The 20834-nt window shown below is 70.1% G+C and carries 20 protein-coding genes and 1 riboswitch; of the genes, 8 read left to right on the forward strand and 12 right to left on the reverse strand.

Annotation, left to right across the window (positions count from 1 at the left end):
* Window positions 1-36 precede the first annotated feature (36 nt).
* A complete protein-coding gene (locus ACIO52_RS29510) occupies window positions 37-489 on the reverse strand; it encodes a helix-turn-helix domain-containing protein (RefSeq protein ID WP_218719974.1) in 453 nt (150 codons plus the stop codon).
* An 84-nt stretch (window positions 490-573) separates the two neighbouring features.
* Here ACIO52_RS29510 and ACIO52_RS29515 point away from each other — a divergent pair, with 84 nt between their 5' ends.
* On the forward strand, window positions 574-1788 hold the full coding sequence (locus tag ACIO52_RS29515; protein WP_402648465.1) for an MFS transporter: 1215 nt from the start codon (window positions 574-576) through the stop codon (window positions 1786-1788).
* Window positions 1789-1809: 21 nt separating this feature from the next.
* Here ACIO52_RS29515 and ACIO52_RS29520 read toward each other — a convergent pair whose 3' ends face one another.
* Window positions 1810-2508: a DUF4232 domain-containing protein gene (locus ACIO52_RS29520; RefSeq protein ID WP_402648468.1), complete on the reverse strand. Its 699-nt coding sequence runs from the start codon at window positions 2506-2508 to the stop codon at window positions 1810-1812.
* A gap of 387 nt (window positions 2509-2895) precedes the next feature.
* Here ACIO52_RS29520 and ACIO52_RS29525 point away from each other — a divergent pair, with 387 nt between their 5' ends.
* The 3 genes from ACIO52_RS29525 to ACIO52_RS29535 all read left to right on the forward strand — a co-directional run bounded on the left by ACIO52_RS29525 (window position 2896) and on the right by ACIO52_RS29535 (window position 5469).
* Window positions 2896-3438 carry an HNH endonuclease gene (locus tag ACIO52_RS29525; RefSeq protein WP_402648471.1) on the forward strand — a complete coding sequence of 181 codons (543 nt, stop codon included), beginning with the start codon at window positions 2896-2898 and terminating at the stop codon, window positions 3436-3438.
* The gene (locus ACIO52_RS29530; protein WP_189034276.1) at window positions 3435-3689 is read left to right on the forward strand and encodes a WhiB family transcriptional regulator; all 255 of its coding nucleotides are present in this window, start codon (window positions 3435-3437) and stop codon (window positions 3687-3689) included. Before ACIO52_RS29525 ends, ACIO52_RS29530 begins: the two co-directional genes overlap by 4 nt.
* 184 nt (window positions 3690-3873) lie before the next feature.
* Entirely contained in the window at window positions 3874-5469 is a 1596-nt protein-coding gene (locus ACIO52_RS29535) for a VWA domain-containing protein (protein ID WP_402648474.1), read from the forward strand.
* Window positions 5470-5552: 83 nt separating this feature from the next.
* Here ACIO52_RS29535 and ACIO52_RS29540 read toward each other — a convergent pair whose 3' ends face one another.
* Window positions 5553-6401, reverse strand: a complete 849-nt coding sequence (locus ACIO52_RS29540) for a virginiamycin B lyase (RefSeq protein ID WP_402648477.1) — start codon at window positions 6399-6401, stop codon at window positions 5553-5555.
* Window positions 6394-7872, reverse strand: a complete 1479-nt coding sequence (locus ACIO52_RS29545) for an ABC-F family ATP-binding cassette domain-containing protein (RefSeq protein ID WP_402648480.1) — start codon at window positions 7870-7872, stop codon at window positions 6394-6396. The genes ACIO52_RS29540 and ACIO52_RS29545 overlap by 8 nt, the downstream gene beginning before the upstream one ends.
* A gap of 73 nt (window positions 7873-7945) precedes the next feature.
* On the opposite strand from ACIO52_RS29545, the gene ACIO52_RS29550 reads away from it, so the two are divergent.
* On the forward strand, window positions 7946-8548 hold the full coding sequence (locus ACIO52_RS29550; protein WP_402648483.1) for a TetR/AcrR family transcriptional regulator: 603 nt from the start codon (window positions 7946-7948) through the stop codon (window positions 8546-8548).
* 75 nt (window positions 8549-8623) lie between these two features.
* Here the strand turns inward: ACIO52_RS29550 and gcvP are convergent, their stop codons facing one another.
* The 7 genes from gcvP to ACIO52_RS29585 all read right to left on the reverse strand — a co-directional run bounded on the left by gcvP (window position 8624) and on the right by ACIO52_RS29585 (window position 15722).
* The gene (gcvP, locus tag ACIO52_RS29555; RefSeq protein WP_402648486.1) at window positions 8624-11434 is read right to left on the reverse strand and encodes an aminomethyl-transferring glycine dehydrogenase; all 2811 of its coding nucleotides are present in this window, start codon (window positions 11432-11434) and stop codon (window positions 8624-8626) included.
* A gap of 158 nt (window positions 11435-11592) precedes the next feature.
* Window positions 11593-11692, reverse strand: a riboswitch (glycine riboswitch).
* 75 nt (window positions 11693-11767) lie between these two features.
* The gene (locus ACIO52_RS29560) at window positions 11768-12325 is read right to left on the reverse strand and encodes a MerR family transcriptional regulator (protein WP_218716388.1); all 558 of its coding nucleotides are present in this window, start codon (window positions 12323-12325) and stop codon (window positions 11768-11770) included.
* Between the two features lie 169 nt (window positions 12326-12494).
* Window positions 12495-12968 (reverse strand): bifunctional nuclease family protein, encoded by a 474-nt coding sequence (locus tag ACIO52_RS29565; RefSeq protein WP_019046780.1) that lies wholly within the window; start codon window positions 12966-12968, stop codon window positions 12495-12497.
* Window positions 12969-13124: 156 nt separating this feature from the next.
* Complete coding sequence (locus ACIO52_RS29570; protein ID WP_218716389.1) at window positions 13125-13910, reverse strand: MerR family transcriptional regulator; 786 nt, start codon at window positions 13908-13910, stop codon at window positions 13125-13127.
* A gap of 70 nt (window positions 13911-13980) precedes the next feature.
* Window positions 13981-14466 carry an FHA domain-containing protein gene (locus tag ACIO52_RS29575; protein ID WP_110041099.1) on the reverse strand — a complete coding sequence of 162 codons (486 nt, stop codon included), beginning with the start codon at window positions 14464-14466 and terminating at the stop codon, window positions 13981-13983.
* Between the two features lie 179 nt (window positions 14467-14645).
* Window positions 14646-15044 (reverse strand): glycine cleavage system protein GcvH, encoded by a 399-nt coding sequence (gene gcvH, locus ACIO52_RS29580; protein WP_316574680.1) that lies wholly within the window; start codon window positions 15042-15044, stop codon window positions 14646-14648.
* Window positions 15045-15086: 42 nt separating this feature from the next.
* Window positions 15087-15722, reverse strand: a complete 636-nt coding sequence (locus ACIO52_RS29585) for a CDP-alcohol phosphatidyltransferase family protein (RefSeq protein ID WP_218716391.1) — start codon at window positions 15720-15722, stop codon at window positions 15087-15089.
* Between the two features lie 122 nt (window positions 15723-15844).
* Between ACIO52_RS29585 and ACIO52_RS29590 the strand changes: the two genes are divergently transcribed.
* The 3 genes from ACIO52_RS29590 to ACIO52_RS29600 all read left to right on the forward strand — a co-directional run bounded on the left by ACIO52_RS29590 (window position 15845) and on the right by ACIO52_RS29600 (window position 18865).
* Complete coding sequence (locus ACIO52_RS29590) at window positions 15845-17233, forward strand: DUF2252 domain-containing protein (protein ID WP_218716392.1); 1389 nt, start codon at window positions 15845-15847, stop codon at window positions 17231-17233.
* Window positions 17234-17345: 112 nt separating this feature from the next.
* Window positions 17346-18224, forward strand: coding sequence for a nuclease-related domain-containing protein (locus ACIO52_RS29595; protein WP_308248354.1), 879 nt, complete (start codon window positions 17346-17348; stop codon window positions 18222-18224).
* Window positions 18225-18256: 32 nt separating this feature from the next.
* Entirely contained in the window at window positions 18257-18865 is a 609-nt protein-coding gene (locus ACIO52_RS29600) for a phosphatase PAP2 family protein (RefSeq protein ID WP_402648492.1), read from the forward strand.
* On the opposite strand, the gene ACIO52_RS29605 is transcribed toward ACIO52_RS29600, so the two are convergent.
* A complete protein-coding gene (locus ACIO52_RS29605) occupies window positions 18862-20793 on the reverse strand; it encodes an acyl-CoA dehydrogenase (protein WP_255586831.1) in 1932 nt (643 codons plus the stop codon). The genes ACIO52_RS29600 and ACIO52_RS29605 overlap by 4 nt on opposite strands.
* Window positions 20794-20834 lie beyond the last annotated feature (41 nt).

Genomic DNA, 20834 nt, shown 5'->3' on the forward strand with positions numbered 1-20834 from the left:
GGAGGTCACCGCCGGGAATCCGGTGCTGGTGCCGGCTCAGTCCACGCGCCGCACGTCGGTGGTCTCGGCGGTGACCGGCACGCCCGAGAGACTGTGGGGCCGCAGTTCGGCGAGCGCCTCACCGTCTCGATCGACCAGGGTCGAATGCCGCGCACCGTCGGCGAAGGCGTGCCGTTCGCCCCACTGCCGCAGGGCGACGATGGTCGTGAACAGATCGCGCCCGGCGGCGGTGAGCTCGTAGACGTGCCGCTTGCCGCTCGGCGTGGCGCTGGTGGTGAGGATGCCGTCGTCGACGAGCCTGCGCAGCCGGTCGGCGAGGATATTGCGGGCGATCCCGAGCCGCTGCCGGAACTCGGTGAACGAGCCGGGTCCGTCCATGGCGTCGCGGACGATGAGCAGGCTCCAGCGATCGCCCACCAGGTCGACGGTGCGGGCGACCGGACACGTGGGATCGGTCCACGCGCGATCGACGCCGGACGTCGGTGTCATCCCCACCCCTTCCATCGGGTTGCATTTCGAAACCATTATTCCCTATCGTGATTTGGTTGCATTTTGCTACCGAATGGAGGGCTGATGGTCCCCGGAATCACGCGACCACAGCGGTCGCTGCTGGCCGCGGTGTGCGCCACGGCGGTGGCCACGATCTATGCGATACAGCCGGTGCTGGAGACGGCGGGCGCCGAACTGGGTTTGCCCGACGAGTCACTGGGCCTGCTGGTCGCCGCCGGACAGCTCGGCTATGTCGCCGGGCTGATCCTGTTGGTGCCGCTCGGCGACCTGATGGACCGACGCGGGCTCATCAGCGGTCTGCTCGTGCTCACCGCGGTGGGCGCCGCGATCACAGCCCTCGCACCGAACGGCCTGGTCGCGATGGTGGGGCTCGCCGTCGCCGGGGTGTTCGCGGTCGTGGTGCAGGTGACGGTCGCCTACGCGGCCGCGATGGCGGCCCCCGGTGCACGCGGTCGCGTCATCGGCGCCGTCACCTCGGGAGTGGTGCTCGGCATTCTCGGTGTCCGCGTCGTCGCGGGCGTCCTCGGGGACACGCTCGGGTGGCGGGTCGTCTTCGTCCTGCTGACCGGCTCGTGCGTGGCGCTCGCCGTCGTCACCCGGGCGGTTCTGCGCCCTGATGTCCGGATGCCCGGCGCACGCTACCTGCCGACCCTGCGGTCGACCGGTCGCCTCCTGGTCACCGATCGCCTGTTCCTGAGCCGTGGCCTGATCGCCTTCTTCCTCTTCGCGTCCTTCGGCACGCTCTGGAGCGGCCTGGCCCTGCCGCTCGGCGCCGAACCGTGGTCCCTCGGGACCACCGCGATCGGGCTCTTCGGGGTGGCGGGTCTGGCCGGTGCCCTCGGCGCGAGCCGAGCGGGCAGGTGGGCCGACGCCGGTCGGGCAGGCACGGTCAGTGGGTGGTCGCTGGTGATCCTGGCCGGATCCTGGCTGCTCATCGCCCCGCTGGGGCCGACCCTGCTCCCGCTCGTGGCAGGCATCGTCGCGCTCGACTTCGCCGTGCAGGCGGTGCATGTCTCCAATCAGCACCTGCTGACCACCGCGCACCCCGACCGCACCGGCAGCGTCATCGGCGCCTACATGACCTTCTATTCCGCCGGGTCCGCCCTCGGCGCGGTCACCACCGCCTGGGCCTACAGCTCGTGGGGCTGGTGGGCCGCGTGCGCGTTCGGCGCCGGCTACGCCCTGTGCGGTCTCACCGTCTGGGGCCTGGCCCGGCTACGCGTCACCCCGACCACGGAAATCGTTCCGGTCCAAACGGTTTCGTGCCCACAGACATGATCCGGAGCGCGGCGCCGACGATCAGCTCATCGGGGTGACCGGATGGACCGACAGATCGCACACCGACAGCGTCTCGGCGACCGGGACGGTCTCGGTGGTGTCGGGCACGGTGACCCGCAATCCGGTGTACGCCGGGCACGCAGTACCCGAGGCGTCGGTCGCGGTGCCCTCCACGACCGCCTCCGCACCGTGGTCCCGGGTGAGGATCACCGTCGGTGGCTCGTTCTGATGGGGCGGTAGGCCACCCAGGTAGCCACGCAGCGTGCGGGTGGCACCGATGGTCGCTGCGCCGATCGCGTCCACGCCCGGATAGCCGGTGAGCGAACAGGGCGCGCCGGCGCCGACCAGCCAGAACCGCAGGGTCAGCCCCTGATGGCCCGCGGCCGCGGTGACCGGTCCGCCGCCGACGAGCACCTGACCGTCGGCGCACGCGGGCGCGGTGTCGGGCACCGCGACACCGGGCGGGCTGGTCGGCCCGCCGGTCGCCGCCGGTGCCGAGCTCACCGCCGGGCCACGCGACGGGGCGGGCAGGGCGGCCGGTGGCACCAGTGTCGCCGGCCCGGCCGCGCTCGGCTCGACCGAGGACGCCGAGCCGGGCGCGGGCAGGGTCGGGCTCGGCCGATCGGCGGGCGCGCTCGTGCCACCCGAATCGGCTCCGCAGCCGGGGAGGAGCAGGGCCACCGCGCAGACCACGGTGGCCGGAATCAGCGCTGTCCGCATGAGCACCACTCCTCGCGATCGGTGCGCCCGACGGGCACCTCACCCCGAAAATGTATCGCGACCTGCCGGTTCAGCGTTTCCGTCGGTATCGGAGCGTTACCGGAAATAAATCAGCCGACATCCGGCGCGCCGTATGCCACCATGAATTCCACGCCGGTCAGTCGCGACACGGCGAGACCGACGAGACACCTCGAGAGGAGGAGACGGCCATGAAAACCCTTGCGCCACGGCGACAGTCCGAAAAGACCTACCGCCGCGCTGGTTCGGCCCACAGCGTGTCGAACGCGGGCCCCGATGCCATGGCCCGTCTCCGGTTCGCGCACTGACGCGGTAGCCGCTCCCCTTCGACCGTCGTTCGCCTTTCTCTCCCGAAACATGGTGATTCCCATGACGATCCGTCATGCCGTCGACCCGATGGCGCCCACCTCCGACACCTGGATACGCACCAGGGTGCTCGTGCTCAACGCCAGCTACGAAGCTCTCGACGAGATCACCGCCGACCGGGCCGTGACACTGCTGATCAGCGGCGCCGCGGAGACCGTCATCGAACGGGCGCCGCAATTCCCGATCCGGTCCCAGCACCTGGTCATCGGCCTGCCGGAGACGATCCGGCTGGTGCGCTACGTCTACCTGGGCCACGTCGCCCCGGTGGGCGAGGACAGCCGCGCCACGCTGGCCGGTGTCCTACGCCGCGACAAGCACCGTTGCGGCTACTGCGACGACTGGGCGCAGACCGTCGACCACATCCGCCCGCGCAGCAGGGGCGGACCGAACACCTGGGGCAACCTGATCGCCTGCTGCGGCCCCTGCAATACGAGCAAGGCCGACCGCACCCCGGAGGAAGCGGGGATGCGGCTGCTGTGGGAGCCCAAGGCTCCCGACCCGCTGGCCCGCACCCAGCGCCGGATCTGGAAGGAGTACGCGCCGTGACCACCACCGACCTCGCACTGACCGAACTGCTGACTCTGTCCGATTCCGGGCAGTGGCATCGCGCGGCCTGCCGTGGCGACCCGAACCACGAGGCGTGGTTCCCGTATCCGTCGCAGGACTTCGACTACGCCCGCCGGATCTGCGCCGGTTGCCCGTTGCTCGCGGGGTGCACCGAGTACGCGGCGCAGACGGGCCAGTCGGGGGTCTGGGGCGGTCGTGAATACGACCGCGGACGGGTGATCCGCGAGTGACCGGCCGGGGCCGGGTGCCCGTCGTGACACCCGGCCCGAGGTCGTGACCAGCGCCGATGCGCATCGGTGTACACCGTGCGGCGGCCCGGTCACGACTCCTTAAACTTGCCACGTGGGTACTCATCGCAGCGGGACCAGATCTCGAAGTATCAGCAAAGGTCCGGTTATCGCGGCATCGGTACTCGTGCTGATACTCGTGGCCGTCTTCGCCTGGTTCCAGCTCAGCGATCGCGCCGCGAGCACCGACGTCGCGGCGGCCGCCGAATGCGTGGAGGGACCGGCGTCGCTGGACGTGACGGTCGACCCGGCGATCGCGGGCCCGGTCCGCGCCGCCGCCGATCGCTACAACGCGACCAAGCCGCGGGTGCGCGATCACTGCGCCCAGGTGAAGGTGTCGGCCCGGCCGTCGGCCGCCGTGGTGGCGGGGTTGGCCGATCCCGGGAAGTGGGACCCGGCGCTGGGACCCAAGCCGGGGCTGTGGATCGCCGATTCGACCCGATCGATCGAACTCGTGCGGGTACCCGGCCTGATCGAGGGCACGCCCGCCTCCATCGCCACCAGCCCGATCGTGCTGGCTGTGCCCGACGCGCTGCGCCAGGCCCTCGAACAGCATCGGATCGCCTGGTCCGATCTGCCACGCCTGCAACAGGGCTCGCTCGACGAGCTCGGCCTGTCCGGTTGGGGCGGCCTGCGGATGGCCCTGCCCGCGGGCGATGCCACCACCGCGGCGGCCGCCGCGATCGGCGGCGCGGTCTCGGGCACCGAACCGCTGACCGCGCAGGCCGCCGGATCCGGCCAGGTCGTGGCCGCGATCTCCGGACTGGCCGCGGGCGCCCAGACACCCGCCGACCTGATGACCGCGATGGCCGCCATCAGTGCCGACCCCACCGCCGACGAGGTGCACGCCGTCGCCGCGACCGCCCAGCAGCTCGGTACCGGCGGCCTGACCGCGTTCCGGCCCGTCGGCACCGCGCCGCTGGCGGACTATCCCGCCGCGCTGCTGTCGGGTCCCTGGGTCGACAAGACCCAGAACCTCATCGCCTCCCGTTTCATCGACTTCCTGCGCGCCCCGGAGCAGGCGGGCGCCCTGGCCACCGATGGTTTCGGCCCGGCCATCGGGTCCGCGCCGCCGAACCCGGACAAGGCGGCGCTGCAGAAGGTGCAGTCCACCCTGGCCGATCCGGTGCTGGGCGTGAACGCGACGGTGCTGCTGGACGTGTCGTCGTCGATGGGCACCGCCGAGGGCTCGACCACCCGCCTCGCGAACGCCGGCGCGGCCTTGGCCTCGACACTGACGGTGATGCCGCCGGACTTCGGCCTCGGGCTGTGGACCTTCGGCAAGAACCTCGACGGCACCACCCCCTACAAGGTGCAGGTCCCCACCGGACTGCTGACCGACACCCAACGCAATGCCGTCGGGTCGGCGGTCACCAGCACCAAGGCGACCCAGAGCGCCACCGATCAGGCCTACCCGAGCCTGCTCGCCGCCTACCGTGCGGCGGTCGCCGCCTACTCCCCCGGCCGGACCAACTCGATCCTGGTCGTCACCGACGGTCCCGACGACGACTCGACCCTGACCGGCACCGCCCTCGTCGACGAGATCACCGCCGCGACGACCGCGGGCAAGCCCGTCCGGATCGATATCGTCGTGATCGGCGGTCAGGGCACCCAAACTCTGCAGACCCTCGCGCAGCAGACCGGCGGCACCTACACCCGGGTCCCGACCAGCAACGACCTCGGCTTCGGCACCGCTGTCGTGAAGGCGCTCACCACGCCTTGACGCCGCACGCAGGGCGGATGCTCGAGGTACCGCCGGAAGCGATCGACGTACCGGCCGTTTCCGGGCTAAGGCGGTTGCGGTCCTCAGCCGGGTGAGACCTCCACCAGCGCACCGGATTCCATGGCGATCCAGAGATGGCCGCGCGGGTCGACAGTGAGTCCGTGCGGTTCCGCGCCGGGCAGGATCAGGTGATCGATCTCGCCCCGGGTGGAGATCCGGCCGAGCTTTCCGCTTGCCCATTCGGTGAACCACAGCGCGCCGTCTGGACCGGCGACGATCGCGTGGGGGCGCGCGGCCGGGTCGGGCAGCGCGAATTCGGTGACGGTGCCGTCGGTCTCGATGCGCCCGATCGCGCCCGCCCCGATCTCGGTGAACCACACCGCGCCGTCGGGTCCGGCCGCGATCCCGACGGGGGCGGCGGCGGGTGTCGGCAGCGGGAACAGCGTGAGCGCCATGTCCTGCTCGACCCGGCCGATCGCGTTGCCCTGATTCACCGTGAACCACAGTGCGCCATCGGATCCCGCGGTGATCATCGACGGCATCCCGTCTACGTCGACGCACTCGACGGTGCCGTCGGCGGCGAGCCGCCCGACCCGGCCCGCCTGCAACGCGGTGAACCACAGCGCCCCGTCGGGTCCGGCGCACACCCCGTAGGGTCCGTCGAGGGCGATGCTCGTGACGGCGCCGTCGAGCGTGCGCCGCCCCAGCCGTCCGCCCTGGAATTCGGTGAACCACAGGGCCTCGTCGGGTCCGGTGACGATCACGGTCGGTTGTCCGTCGGCCGGATCGAGCGGGAAAACTCGCACCTCGCCGTCGGCGTAGCGGCCGACAGCACCCTGGGCGACCAGCGTGAACCACACCGCGTCGTCCGGCCCGATCGTCACCCCGTACGGCGCGCCGGGCACCTCGACCACCTGCACGATGTCAGCCAAAGTCCTGAATTCCCTTCTGTATTCCCCGGAACCGCCGGCGCAGCGCCCGATCGTGGGAGACCACGACCACCGCGCCCCGATAGTCGTGCAGCGCGCGTTCCACCTCGTCGACCAGCGTGAGCGAGAGGTGATTGGTGGGCTCGTCGAGCAGCAGCAGATCATGTTCGCCCGCGAGCACTCGCGCCAGCGACAGCCTGCGCCGCTGTCCCTCCGACAGGCTACCCACCGGACGATCCAGCAGGTCGGACGCGAACAGCCCGGTCGCCAGCAGCGCGGCCCGGCCGTACCCGTAGGTCTCGGTGACGCTGCGGTCCGGATCGAAACGTTCGTCCTGCCGCAGGTATCCGATCCGGTCCGGCGCCGTCGCGTGGATCGCGTCGAGCAGCGTCGATTTGCCCGCGCCGTTGGGACCGTGGATCAGCAGCCGTCCTCGCGCGCCCAGCGTCAGGGGACCGACGGTGAACTCCGCGCCCGACCCGGCCGCCGCGAATCGTCCACGGAACCGCAGCGGTTCGGGCGGGCAGGGCACCGGCTGCTCGCGCAACCGGCGCAGACGCTCGGCGGTCCGGCGCACCCGGGAAGCGACCGAGCTCTGGACCCGCCCGGCGTTGCGGTCGTAGGCCATCTTGTTGTTGTCGGTCATCGCCCGGCCGTGCGCCACCTGCAGGGCGGTCGTGGTCGCGAACTCCTCCAGCCGCCCGATCTCGGTGCGCCACTGCGCGTACGCCTGCTCCCAGCGCACGCGCGCGGCCGCCTTCTCGGCGAGAAATCCGCTGTACCCACCCCCGAACCGGGTCAGGCCGCGGTCGGCCACCTCGACGATCGCGGTCACCACCCGGTCGAGGAAGATCCGGTCGTGCGAGACCAGCACGACCGTGCCGTTGTGGGTGCGCAGCCGGTCCTCGAGCCAGGTCAGCGCGCTGTCGTCGAGGTGATTGGTCGGTTCGTCGAGCAGCAGCACCTCCGGCGAGGCGGCGAGCAGACAGGCCAGGCCGAGCCGGGCCCGCTCCCCACCCGAGAGACTGTCGAGGCGGCGCGATCGGTCGATCCCGGCCAGCCCCAGTCCGTGCATCGACGCCTCGACCCTGGCGTCGGCCGCGTACCCGTCCCTGGCCTCGAATCGGGTGAGCAATTCCCCGTACCGGTCCATGTCCTGCGCTTCGGCGGCGGCCTGCATCGCGCGTTCGAGCCCGCGCAGCTCCGCCAGCGCCTGCTCGACCGCCGCCTCGACGGTGTCGCCGGTCAGGGTCTGGGCGAGGTGGCCCACGCCGCCGTCGGCGGTGACGGTGATGGATCCGGCGTCGGCGGACTCGGCACCGGCGAGCAGCCGCAGCAAGGTCGACTTCCCCGCGCCGTTCTCCCCGACGATGCCGACTCGCTCGCCGGGCCGGATGGTCGCGGTGATCGCGTCGAGTACCAGCCGGTCGGCGTAGGACTTCGACACGCCCCGCACGGTCAATTGAGTGGTCAAACAGCGCTCCAATCGCAACGTGTGTAGCTTTTAATATACGAAGGCTCGGCTACTAACGCAACAGGAGTAGATTTTGGAACCGCAACGGCGCCCTGGTGGGCGCAGCGCCCGAGTACGGGAGGCCGTCCTCGACGCGACGACCGCCGAGCTCGCCGAGCACGGCTACCAGGGACTTTCCGTCGACGCCGTCGCGCAGCGGGCAGGGGTGCACAAGACCACCGTCTACCGGCGCTGGCGCGGTCCCGAAGGCTTGGTCGCCGACGCACTCGACCGGGCAGCGGGTCTGTCGTGGGCGATCCCGGACACCGGCAGCCTCGCCGGCGACCTGCGCGCCCTCACCGAGCTGTTACGCACCGGCTTCACCGATCCCGAATCAGCGCCCGTGGCAACCTCTTTCGTCGCGGCCGGCATACAGCACCCCGCCGCCGCCGAGGCCCTGCGCGCCTACTACGCCGCCCGGCACGCCGAGGCGGCGGTGATCGTCGACCGGGCGATCGCCCGCGGTGAACTCGACGCAGCGGTCAGCGGAGCCGAAGTCGTCCGGTTCGCCGTCGCGCCCCTGTTCCACCGGCTCTTCGTCACCCACGAACCGGTCACCGCCGACCACGCGCGCCGGGCCGCCGACGCGGCGGCCGTGCTCGCCCGATCGGGGCTGCTGACCGAGGAGAACGGCTAGTCCTCGGCACGCGCACCGCTGCCGACGCCGACGGGCCCCGCCGAACAGTGTCGGCGGGGCCCGTCGGCGGAATGGTCAGTCCTCGTACGCGTCCAGCGGCGGGCACGAGCAGACCAGATTGCGGTCGCCGAAGGCACCATCGATGCGACGCACCGGCGGCCACACCTTCGGACGCGTGTGCCCGATGCCGCGCGGATAGACCGCGACCTCCCGGCTGTAGGGGTGGTCCCACTCGCCCACCAGGCTCGCCGCGGTGTGTGGCGCGCCGCGCAGCGGGTTGTCGGTCACCGGCCACACGCCCGCGCCGACCTGGTCGATCTCGCCGCGGATGGCGATCATGGCCGCGATGAACTCGTCGAGTTCCTCGAGGTTCTCGCTCTCGGTCGGCTCCACCATCAGGGTGCCCGCCACCGGGAAGCTCATGGTGGGCGCGTGGAAGCCGTAGTCGGCCAGACGCTTGGCCACATCGTCGACGGTGACGCCGGTCTGCTTGGTGATCTCGCGCAGGTCGAGGATGCACTCGTGGGCGACCATGCCGTTCTCGCCGGTGTAGAGCACCGGGAAGTAGGCGTCGAGCCGGCGGGCGATGTAGTTGGCCGAGGCGATCGCGGTCAGCGTCGCCGCGCGCAGGCCCTGCGCGCCCATCATCCGGATGTAGGCCCAGGTGATCGGCAGGATCGAGGCCGAACCGTAGTTCGCCGCCGACACCGCGTGCGAGCCCGCCTCCCGCGGGTCACCGGGCAGGTACTGCGCCAGATGCGAGCGCACCGCCACCGGACCGACACCGGGACCGCCGCCACCGTGTGGGATGCAGAAGGTCTTGTGCAGGTTCAGGTGGCTGACGTCGCCGCCGAACCGGCCCGGACGAGCCAGGCCCACCAGGGCGTTGAGGTTGGCGCCGTCGACGTAGACCTGACCGCCGGCGTCGTGCACGAGCGCGCACAGCTCGGCCACCTCGTGCTCGTACACGCCGTGCGTGGACGGGTAGGTGATCATGATGCAGGCCAGCCGATCGGCGTGGTCGGCGATCTTGGCGCGCAGGTCGTCGAGGTCGACGTCGCCGTTCTCACGGCACTTCACGACCTCGACCCGCATGCCGACCATGGCCGCCGACGCCGCGTTGGTGCCGTGCGCGCTGGAGGGGATCAGGCAGGTGTCGCGGTGGTCGTCGCCGCGATCGAGGTGGTAGCGGCGAATCGCCAGCAGACCCGCGTACTCGCCCTGGCTCCCGGCGTTGGGCTGCAGGCTCACCGCGTCGTAGCCGGTGATCTCCGACAGCCACTGCTCGAGATCGCCGATCAGTTTCAGGATGCCGGGCACGTCCTCGGTGGGCGCGAACGGGTGCAGGCGCGCGAAGCCGGGCCAGGTGATGGCCTCCATCTCGGCGGTCGCGTTGAGCTTCATGGTGCAGGAACCGAGCGGAATCATGCTGCGGTCCAACGCGATGTCCTTGTCCGACAGCGAACGCAGGTAGCGCAGCATGGCGGTCTCGGTGTGATGGCGGGTGAACGCCGGGTGCGTCAGGTACTCCGAGGTACGGGTCTCGATCGCGGCGGGCTGGGCACCGGCGCCCGCGTCGGGAGCCTGTGCGGTGCCGAAGGATTCGACGACGGCGGCCACGTGCGCGTCGGTGGTGGCCTCGTCACAGGCGATCGCGACGTGGTCGGCGTCGACCAGGCGCAGGTTGATCCCCTGCGACTTCGCCTTGGCGACAACGGCTTCCGCGCCGCCGGGCACGTGCGCCAGCACGGTGTCGAAGAAGGTGTCGTGCACCAGCGCGGCACCGATCCCGGACGCGACCGCGGCCGCGTGCGCGTGCACCCGGCGGGCGATGGCGCGCAGTCCGTTCGCACCGTGGTAGCTGGCGTACATGGCGGCGACGATGGCCAGCAGCACCTGCGCGGTACAGATGTTGGAGGTGGCCTTCTCGCGGCGGATGTGCTGCTCGCGGGTCTGCAGGGCCAGGCGGTAGGCGGGAGCGCCGTCGGCATCGACCGACACGCCGACCAGCCGGCCGGGCAGCTGCCGAGCGAAGGCGGTGCGCACCGCGAGGTAGCCGGCGTGCGGGCCGCCGAAGCCCATCGGCACGCCGAAACGCTGGGTGGTGCCGAAGCACACGTCCGCGCCCTGCTCACCCGGCGGGGTGATCAGGGTCAGGGCCAGCAGATCGGCACCGGCGGCGACCAGCGCACCGCGCTCGTGCGCGGCGCCGAACAGTGCGGTCCAGTCGACGATCCGGCCGGACGCGCCCGGGGTCTGCACGATGACGCCGAAGAACTCGCCCTCGGGCAGCACGCCCGTCGACAGGTCGGCCTCGACGACCTCGATACCCAGCGGCTCGGCCCTGGTGCCGATGATGGTCTTGGTTTGCGGGAACAGGTCGGCGTCGAGCGCCAGCCGGTTCGACGAGGACTTGCCCGCGCGCCGCAGCAGCGTCATCGCCTCGGCGGCGGCCGTGGCCTCGTCGAGCATCGAGGCGTTGGCGACGTCCATGCCGGTCAGGTCCGAGACCATGGTCTGGAAGTTGAGCAGCGCTTCGAGGCGGCCCTGGCTGATCTCGGGCTGGTAGGGGGTGTAAGCGGTGTACCAGGCCGGGTTCTCCAGCAGGTTGCGCACCAGCACCGGCGGGGTCAGCGTGTCGTAGTAGCCCAGGCCGATCATCGAGGTGGCGACGGTGTTGGAGTGCGCCAGCGCGGCCAGTTCGGCGAGCACCTCGTGCTCGGTGCCGGGCATGGGCAGCGCGCCGAGGCCGGACTCGTCGAGGATGGTCGCGGGCAATGCCGTGGTCGCCAGCGCGTCGAGGGACTCGACGCCGACGGTCGCGAGGATCCGGGCGAGTTCGTCGGAATCGGGTCCGATGTGGCGGTCGGCGAACGAACGGGTCACGGCAGCTCCAAGGTCGGGCGGGTCGACCAGGTGGTCGACGGGTACCAGCCCTCCCCCTCTGTCGTGGCGCCTGAGAGATTCGGTGACCCGACCGCGAACAGCCGTGCCCCTTTCCCCGTGGGCGGGCAGCCAGGAGCCACCGCTTTCCAGAGGCGTCGAATCACCGTGCGGTCCCTGTTGCCTGAGAGATTGACGGGGAGGTGCTGCTCCTTCGGCGCCCGGACTCTCACGAATCCAGGACTCTCCCGCACGGCGGCGACGCGTCATCAAGTCTAGATGCAGCAAACCCCCGGCCGCGCCACCTGGGGCACGCCGGGGGTGTAGTGCTCGTCACTACCCGGTCTTACGGTTCTCCCGCACCTTGCGGCGGTAGGACAGCTCGTCCTCGGGTCGATCGGTGATCTCGGTGGCCCGCTCGGCCGGGAAGTCGGCGATCGCCCCGGTCAGTTCCCGCATGGCGCCGCTGACCGCGATCCCGAAGACACCCTGCCCGCCCTGCAGTAAATCGACGACTTCCTCGGGCGAGGTGCACTCGTACACCGTGGTCCCGTCGGAGAACAGCGTGATCCCGGCCAGATCCTGCACGCCGCGGCTGCGCAGATGATCGACGGCGATCCGGATGTTCTGTAAAGAGACGCCCGCGTCCAGCAGTCGCTTCACGATCTTGAGGACCAGGATGTCCTTGAACGAATACAGCCGCTGACTGCCCGACCCGGCAGCGCCACGAATCGACGGCACGACCAGCCCGGTGCGCGCCCAGTAGTCGAGCTGGCGGTAGGTGATGCCGGCGACCTGACACGCGCTCGGCACCCGGTAACCGACCAGATCATCCGGAACCGAGTCGTCCGGGAACAAGCCAGGCTGCACCACATCCTGCGATTGCTCTTCCACTGACCACTCCTTGCTCTGCCGACGTTCTCGAGTACCGGAGTCACGACGGATGTTGCCCGACTTTCGAGGTTACTCCTGCCATTGTCGGACCTGCACCGTTGTCGCACCAAGCACCGCGCGCGGCGATTCCCTCGACCTCTACTTCAGGTCTAGAAGATCGTGATGTGAATCAGCTGTCGGTGGCCTTGAAGTCGTCGGGCGAGACGGACTCGAGAAACTCCTTGAACTTCTCCACCTCGTCCTCGCGCTCGTCGGGCATCACCAGCCCGGCCTCGGCCAGGACCGGTTCCTCGGCGAAGATCGGGCAGCCGACCCGCAACGCGATGGCCACCGAATCCGACGGCCGCGCCGAGACCCGCAGGTCGCCGTCGAAGACCAGATCGGCGTAGAAGGTGCCCTCCTGCAGATCGACGATCCGCACTTCCTTGAGGGTGTGGCCGAGTTCGGTGATCAGAATCTTGATCAAATCGTGAGTGAGCGGACGGATCGGCGTGACCCCCTCCTGCTCGAGCACGATCGCGGTGGCCTCGGCCTGCCCGATCCAGATCGGCAGGTAACGCTCGCCCGCCGCTTCCCGCAGCAGCAGCACGGGCTGGTTCTGTGGCTGCTCGACACGGATGCCGATGACGCGCATCTCGCTCATGAGTTGTCTGCCTCCCATACTCGCCGCCGGCCGGCAGGACCGCTGCCCAGCTCGCCGTACCCATGAGTCTAGGCGAATTCCGGGCGGTGCAACGAGGACGCCCGAGCCGAAATCGGCGTGTTGCCGGGGTGATACCCGATCCGGCGGTCGGGTGTGTCAGTTGCCGAGGGCGGCCCGTACGGCCGCCTTCACCAGTGCCGCGTGCAAGTTCAGCGACAATGCCGCCAGTTCGCGGACGGTCTCCTCGGCGCGGGCACGCGCGTCGGCGTCGCGGCTCTTGGCGATCGGCGCGGCGATCTGGGCGACCAGAGCCGCCTCGCGGTCGGCGGCCAGTTTGAACGCGCGCAGGTGCCGGGCTTCCAGGCCGAACTCGGCCATCGACTTTGCCGCGTGCGCCAGCGTCACCGCGTCGGATTCGAAGAAGCCGCCTGCACCGGGGACGATCAGTCCGGCGCGTAGCAGGTCGTCGAGGAAACGGTCGTCGATGCCCGCCTTGGCGAGCAGATCGGCCCGGGTGAGCCGGACCCCGACATCGACGCGCAATTCGTCCGGGGTGATCTCGCCGGGAACAACGCCCAGCCGACGCGGCGGCGCCGGCGTGGCCTCGCCGTCGGCACGCGCGGCGCCGGACAGCGACTGCCCGGCCTCCGCGGCGCTGTGGTGGGAGTGCGCCCTGGCACGCGCTTCACGCACGCCCAGGGTCGCCGCACCACTGTCGATCGCTTCGAGCTGCTCCTTGATCACCTTCAGCGGCAGGTACTGATCGCGTTGCGCGGTCAGCACGAAACGCAGCCGCTCGTAATCGGCCACCGAGAACCGCCGGTACCCCGACGGCGTTCGTTCCGGCCGGATCAGGCCCTCGGATTCGAGGAACCGGATCTTCGAGATGGTGATGTCAGGAAAATCTGGTCGCAGCAGGTCGAGCACGGAGCCGATCGACATTCCTCCGCGCGCCCACTGCGCCGCCCCCGTCACAGCACTGCGCCCTTCACGGACACCAGCACCGTAGGGGTCATCGCGACCCCGCGCCCGACGCCGACTCGTTCGCCTGCGCGCGCGGACCGGTCAGGAAGACCAGCCGGAACTTGCCGATCTGGACCTCGTCGCCGTTCTGCAGCTCCGAGGAGTCCACCGGCTCCCGGTTGACGTAGGTGCCGTTGAGGCTGCCCACATCGACGACCTGGAACGAGTCGTCGTCCTGACGGAACTCCGCGTGCCGGCGGCTGACGGTGACGTCGTCGAGAAAGATGTCACTGTCGGGATGGCGACCGGCCGAGGTGGTCGGCTGATCCAGCAGAAAACGCGAGCCCGCGTTCGGGCCGCGCTTGACCACCAGGAGGGCCGCGCCGACCGGCAGGCCCTCGACGCCCTGCACCGGCTGTTCGCCGGTCGGCTCTCCGGAGCGCGACGCGTCGACCTCGTTGAGGAAGTCCGCGCGGAAGACCGACGTCGTCTCGGCCGCGGTCTCCCCGTAACCCGGGTCCCTGTTCTCGCTCACCGTTTCTCTCCTCCTCGAACCTGATTATCCATGCAAGCAGGTGCTGTATTCGGCGACACGACCGGCGCGATCACATCGCCAGGAAAAAAGATCCCGGCGTCGATTCCCCGACGTATCCGCTTGGCTTTGACCGTACCCTGCCGGGGCGTACCCGTGCAGGGAGAACTGTGAAGGCTTGCTCAGCCCCCGATAACTCCTTGATAACCCGCCGCATCCAGCAGTTCACCGAGTGCGGAATCGAGGGTTGCCGCATCGTCGAAGGCGAGCTCGAACAGCCAGCCCGCGTCGTACGGATCGCTGTTGAGCGTCTCCGGCTCCGAGACCAGATCCTCGTTCACCGCAACGACTTTCCCGCCCAGCGGGGCGTAGATGTCGGAGACGCTCTTGGTCGACTCGACCTCGGCGATGCTCTCGCCCGCGGTCACATCCTTGTCGACATCGGGCAGCTGGACGAACACGACGTCACCCAGCTGTGACTGGGCGTAGTCGGTGATGCCCACACGAACCGCCGTGGGGCCGGTCCGCCGCACCCACTCGTGCTCTTCGGTGTAGCGCAGATCCTCAGGGGTCCGGGTCACAGGACGTCCTTTCGTCGTCAACGTTGCACGCAACAGTATCGACTAGCTCCCACGGTGCGGCACAGGCGGTATCGATCGCGCGACCGCGACCGCCAGCCCCGCGTAGAGCGCCCCCGTCCAGACGTAGAGCGCGGTGCCCCAGATCAGCAGTGCCCAGCCGAAGGCCCAGCCGAAACCCGCCCCTGCCCAGTCCATCTCCCCCGTGAGCAGCCACGGCAGGGCCGACATCAGCGCGAAGGTCGCCGCCTTGCCCAGGTAGATCACCTCGGGCGCGGGCAGGTCACGGCGCTTGTATACCGACAGGGTCACGGTGAGTACCAGATCGCGACCGATCAGGATCACGGCGATCCACCACGGGATCAGCCCGCGTGCGACGAACGCCACGAGTGTCGTCACGAGGTATAACCGGTCGACGAGCGGATCGAGCAGCGCGCCCAGCCGGGAGGACTGGTCGAGCAGACGGGCGAGTTTGCCGTCGAGGAAATCGGTGACACCGCTGGCGATCAGCAATGTGAACGCCCAGCCGTCGGCATGGCGGACCAGCATCAACCACAGGAATATCGGGATTCCGATCAGCCGGAGCAGGCTGAGCACATTGGGCACGGTCAGGATGCGGTCGCTGAACACGCCACCGGTTTCGGTGTCGTTGGTGCCCGGCGTTCCCGATTCGGTTGCCACGCCCCTGCATACCGCACCGACCCCTGATCGCGCCATCCGGCCACGCCGAAAATCGTCGGGCGTGTCCGATTGCCGCGCGGTCGCGATGCCCACCGCCCGCCGACCCGCTAGCCTGGGCAGTTGTGTCCGACAGTGGTCCAGATCTGCGCTCCTACGTCTCCGCCGAGGACGCCCGTGAGCGCGGCCGCGCAGCCCGGCAGCGCGTGCCCGTCGACGCCCGCGACCGGGCCGTCGAAAGCCCCGACCGGCCGACGGTGCTCGAGTTCGTCGAGGCGAGCAACCAGGGCCGGATCGAGCGGCTGATCCCGCTGCGGATCGGCCGGATGACCGCGTCCCCGTTCACCTTCTTCCGCGGCGCCGCCGGGTTGATGGCCGCCGACCTGGCCGCAGGCCCCGACAGCGGGCTGACCGCCCAGATCTGCGGTGACGCCCACGCCGCCAACTTCGGCCTCTACGGCACCCAGCGCGGCGAGATCGTGATGGACATCAACGATTTCGACGAGACCGTGCTCGGCCCGTGGGAGTGGGATCTCGAGCGGCTGGCCGCCAGCCTGGTGCTGGCCGGGCGCGAGAGCGGCGCCGACGAGGACGACTGCGTACGCGCCGCGCGCGACGCCGCCCGCTTCTACCGGCAGACCGCCGCCGAGCTCGCCGAGATGCCGTTCATGCAGTCCTGGACCGCGCTGCCCGACGAGTCGATCCTGGGCAAGGCCAAGGCCGACGACCTGATCGACGACTTCAAGAAGGCCGCCAAGAAGGCCCGCAAGAACACCAGTGCCAAGGTGGTGGCGAAGTGGACCGAGCACCTCGACGATCACGAGACCGGCATCAGCAAGCACCGCTTCGTCAGCGATCCGCCGATCCTGACCCCGGTCGAGGAGCCGGTCGCCGACGCCGTGATCGACGGGCTGCAGCGCTACGCGGGCACCATCCGCGAGTCGCGGCGTGCGCTGCTGGCGCGCTTCGCGGTCTCGGATGTCGCCTTCCGGATCGTCGGCACCGGCAGCGTCGGCCTGCACAGCTACGTGGCGCTGCTACACGGTAACGACGGCGAGTCGCTGGTGCTGCAGGTCAAGCAGGCCAGGCCGTCCGCGCTGGCGCCCTTCCTGCCACCGGTCGCGCCGCGGCACGAGGGCGAGCGGATCGTCGCAGGCGCGCGCAGCGTGCAGTCCGAGACCGACATCCTGCTCGGCTGGACCACCGTGGAGCTCGACGAGCCGCTGCCGTTCATCGTCCGTCAGTTCCGCAATCTCAAAGGCAGCATCGACCCGGCCGGGCTCTCGGCCGACGATCTCGACGACTACGGCAGGCTCGCGGGCGCGCTGCTGGCCAGGGCGCACTCGCGGTCGCTGGACCCGCGCACGCTGGCCGGCTATCTCGACGACGACGGCGAGGCGTTCGACGAGGCGGTGGCCGCCTACGCGGTACGTTATGCCGACCGGACCGAGGCCGATCACGCCGAACTGGTCGCCGCCGTTTCGGCGGGCAAGATCGCCGCCGAACCGAGCTGAACACCACCGGCATCCTGCCGGGCATCCATCGATTGTCGAGCTACGATGTACGCCAACGGTTCTCGGCCCGCGGCGCCAACGACCCAGAAGGGCGGACTCCATGCTCGTGCGCGTGCAGAATGCGGCAGGCACCGATGCCGAGCTGGCACTGATCGATTGGCTGCGCACGTGGAAGGATCCGTCCAGCCCGCACGGCGTCGCCACGATCAACTGCGGCCTGTTCCACAACGACCGGCTGCACCAGCTCGACGCGGTGGTGTGGACCCCGACCAGCTGCGTGATCATCGAGGCCGAGACCTTCGCCGTGGCGCAGGACGGCGTGCTGGAGATCCCGCTCAACGGCCCGTGGATGGTCTCCGGCGAGCTCGCCCAGTTCACCGGCGGGGAGAAGTCGACGCCGCTGGAGCGCTCACGGGAACACACCTTCGCGCTGCAGGACTATCTCGCCGCGCGCGGGCTCGGCCAGCGGGCGGTGCACGGGCTCGGCGTGATCGTGCCGCAGCCGGGCGCGCAGATCGACATCCACCAGGGCTGGAACGATCCGAGTTTCGATGTCATCGTCACCGACGATCCGCACCGGCTCGAGCAGTACTTCGAGATGCTGGCCGCCAAGGAACACAACCTCTGGACGGCCAACGACATCGCCATCGCGTTCCGCGGGCTGGGCATCCTGCCGTTCCTGCCCGCCCCGCAGGACCTGCTCAACGAGGGTTTCCTGGGCCCGATCGACGTCACGCTGTGGCACGGTGGCCCCACCCAGGCCCAGGCCGAGCAGTATGCCGAGGAACAGGCCCAGCGCGAGCAGGAGCTGGCCTCGCGCGGGTTGGTGGCGCCCTGGTACAGCCCGTGGAAGCTGTACCCGCGGGTCGGCGGCGACCTGGACTTCGGCCGCGCGTTCCTGCGGATCACCCTGGCGATCGGCATGATCGTGGCGATCGTGTGGGTGCTGTGGTTCGTGGTGACCGCGGTGCTCACCTACGGTCCCGCCTGAGACAGCCCCGCGCGGCGGCTATCGTCGCATCGGTGATCGACCCCGCTCCCGCCCGGACCGCCACCGTCGTCCGCGCGACGGCCATCGGCGCGGGCGCCGCGCTCACCGCCGCGCTCCCGCTGACCTTCCCCGCCGACGACGGACCGTCCGGACTGGACGCGGCCGTCGCCGACCCGATCGCCGCGACGGTCTCCCCCGGTCTGGCCGAGGTGCTGGTCGCACCGAGCAACGCCCCGGTGGTGCTCGCGGTGCTGCTGGCGGCGGTCGGCTGGTTCGCGCTGCGCCGCCGGTGGCGGGCGGCGCTGACCATGCTCGTGGTGCCCGAGCTCGCCCTGGCGATCAACACGGTGGTGCTGAAACCGTTGTGGGACAGGCAGATGCACGACTACCTCGCCTATCCGAGCGGCCACACGGTCCACTTGGTCGCTGTCGCAACGACGTTCGCGTGTCTGGTGACAACGCGCACCGCGCGCATCACGGTCGCGGCGCTCACCGTGCTCGCCCTGCTCGCGATCACGCCCGGCATGGTCGTCCTCGGCTATCACCGCCCCACCGATGTCCTCGGTGGGGCGGCCGCGGCGACCGCGCTGGTAGCGGCACTGTGTTGGCTCGCCGAGGCGCTACGCGCCGCGGTGCGCTAGGTCCGGTCGAAAACGCTGGCGTCGTGCAGCATCTCGGCGCGCAGCATGGTCTCCGGCACACCCATCGCCTCGACCAGGGTCAGCGCGTCCGGCCGCAGCCGGTCGACGAGTTCGTTCACCCCGCGGCGCACCGCCTTGGCCCGCTCCACGGACATGAACCGGTGCATGATGTACCAGGACAGGTTCTCCTCCAGCGTCGAGTACACGTAGAGGTCGCAGACGGTCTCGGCGAGCGCCTTGGCGTCGGGGTCCTCGATCTCGGCGATCCCGTCGACGAATTCCTCGAGCACCAGCCGGTCGATGTGCGCGGCGCCGGCGGCGAGGATGTGGTCCTGGGCGTTGTTGAACGCCTCGAACGGGCCGGTGTCGGCCGCCCTGGCACGCAGCCGGTGCGCCGCGGTCCGCAGCAGGTAGTCCTCGCGATCGGCGAACAGCTGCAGCTGGACCGAGCGCTTGGACAGGTCGCCCTCGTCGACGGACTCGTCGGAGCGATCGCGCAGGGTCTGGATCAGCTGGCGCACCCCGGATCGCTTGCGCACCACGTCACCGGCCATGGTGGCGGCGAATTTCACCCAGCCCATGGCGTCGAGGTCGCGGACCTCGTCGGAGTAGGCGGTGAGCAGTTCCTTGGCGACGAGCTGGGTGAGGACGACATTGTCGCCTTCGAAGGTGGTGAACACATCCGTGTCGGCCTTGAGGGTGACGAGCCGGTTCTCGGTGAGATAGCCCGCACCGCCGCAGGCTTCGCGACATTCCTGGATGGCCCGGGTGGCGTGCCGGGTCTGGGCGACCTTGAAGCCGGCGGCGCGCTTCTCCAGCGCGCGCTGGGCGCCCGGCTCGATCTCGCGGCCGCTCTGTACGAGGTCCATCCGGCGCACCAGGTCGTTCTGGGCGAAGGCCAGCGCGAAGGACTTCGCGACCAGCGGCAGCAGCCTGCGCTGGTGGCTGCGGTAATCCATCAGCAGCGTTTCCGCGCCGGTGTCGGGATCGGCGAACTGGCGCCGGGCCAGCGCGTAGCGCACCGCGATGCTCAGCGCCACGCGCGCGCCCGCCGCGGCCGCGCCGCCGACGCTCACCCGGCCACGCACCAGGGTGCCCAGGGTGGTGAAGAAGCGGCGGCTCGGGTTCTCGATCTCGGAGGTGTAGGTGCCGTCGGGCTCGACGTCGGCGTAGCGGTTGAGCAGGTTCTCCCGGGGGATCCGGACGTGGTCGAACACGATGCGGCCGTTGTCCACACCGGGCAGGCCGCCCTTGAGCCCGTCGTCGTAGGTGGTCACGCCGGGCAGGTCGGCGCCGAGCTCGTCGCGGATCGGGACGAGCAGGCAGTGCACGCCCTTGCTCTCGCCACCCGTGATCAGCTGGGCGAACACCGCGGCCATCCGCGCGTGTACCGCCGCGCCGCCGATGTAGTCCTTGCGCGCCGACGGGGTCGGAGTGTGGATCACGAATTCCTGGGTGGCCGGGTCGTAGGTGGCCGTGGTCTCGAGATTGGCGACGTCGCTGCCGTGCCCGGACTCGGTCATCGCGAAGCAGCCGAGTAGATCCAGGGTGATCAGCCGCTTGATGTACTCGCGGTGGCGTTCGGTGCCCAGGTTCTCCACGGCGCCGCCGAACAGACCCCACTGCACGCCGGATTTCACCCACAGGGACAGATCGGCGTAGGCCAGCATCTCCAACCCGGTCACGGCACCACCCGGATCGCCGGTGCCGCCGTTCTCGGAGCGGAAGCCACGCTCCGGATAGCCCATGGTCGCGATGACCCGCATCTGATCGAGCACGCGGGCCCGCGCGGCGTGGATGTCGAGTTCGGGATCGCCGGTGAAGCGGTCGTCGGCGAGCTGGACTCGCGCCTGGTCTCTGACCTCGCGCCACGGTCCGTCCAGCGCTGCGCGGAGATGTTCTGCCGTCGTCGAAATGCCGGTAGCCATACTTCGACCATAATCCGTGCATCGCGCCCGGCGACGGATTC

It is taken from the genome of Nocardia sp. NPDC087230, from assembly GCF_044744725.1.
Classification (GTDB): domain Bacteria; phylum Actinomycetota; class Actinomycetes; order Mycobacteriales; family Mycobacteriaceae; genus Nocardia; species Nocardia canadensis.

Coding starts and splice junctions, on each gene's coding strand:
- ACIO52_RS29510 (WP_218719974.1), bottom strand. CDS start 489: ATGACACCGACGTCCGGCGTCGATCGCGCGTGGACCGATCCCACGTGT.
- ACIO52_RS29515 (WP_402648465.1), top strand. CDS start 574: ATGGTCCCCGGAATCACGCGACCACAGCGGTCGCTGCTGGCCGCGGTG.
- ACIO52_RS29520 (WP_402648468.1), bottom strand. CDS start 2,508: ATGCGGACAGCGCTGATTCCGGCCACCGTGGTCTGCGCGGTGGCCCTG.
- ACIO52_RS29525 (WP_402648471.1), top strand. CDS start 2,896: ATGACGATCCGTCATGCCGTCGACCCGATGGCGCCCACCTCCGACACC.
- ACIO52_RS29565 (WP_019046780.1), bottom strand. CDS start 12,968: ATGAGCGAGATGCGCGTCATCGGCATCCGTGTCGAGCAGCCACAGAAC.
- ACIO52_RS29570 (WP_218716389.1), bottom strand. CDS start 13,910: ATGTCGATCGGCTCCGTGCTCGACCTGCTGCGACCAGATTTTCCTGAC.
- ACIO52_RS29605 (WP_255586831.1), bottom strand. CDS start 20,793: ATGGCTACCGGCATTTCGACGACGGCAGAACATCTCCGCGCAGCGCTG.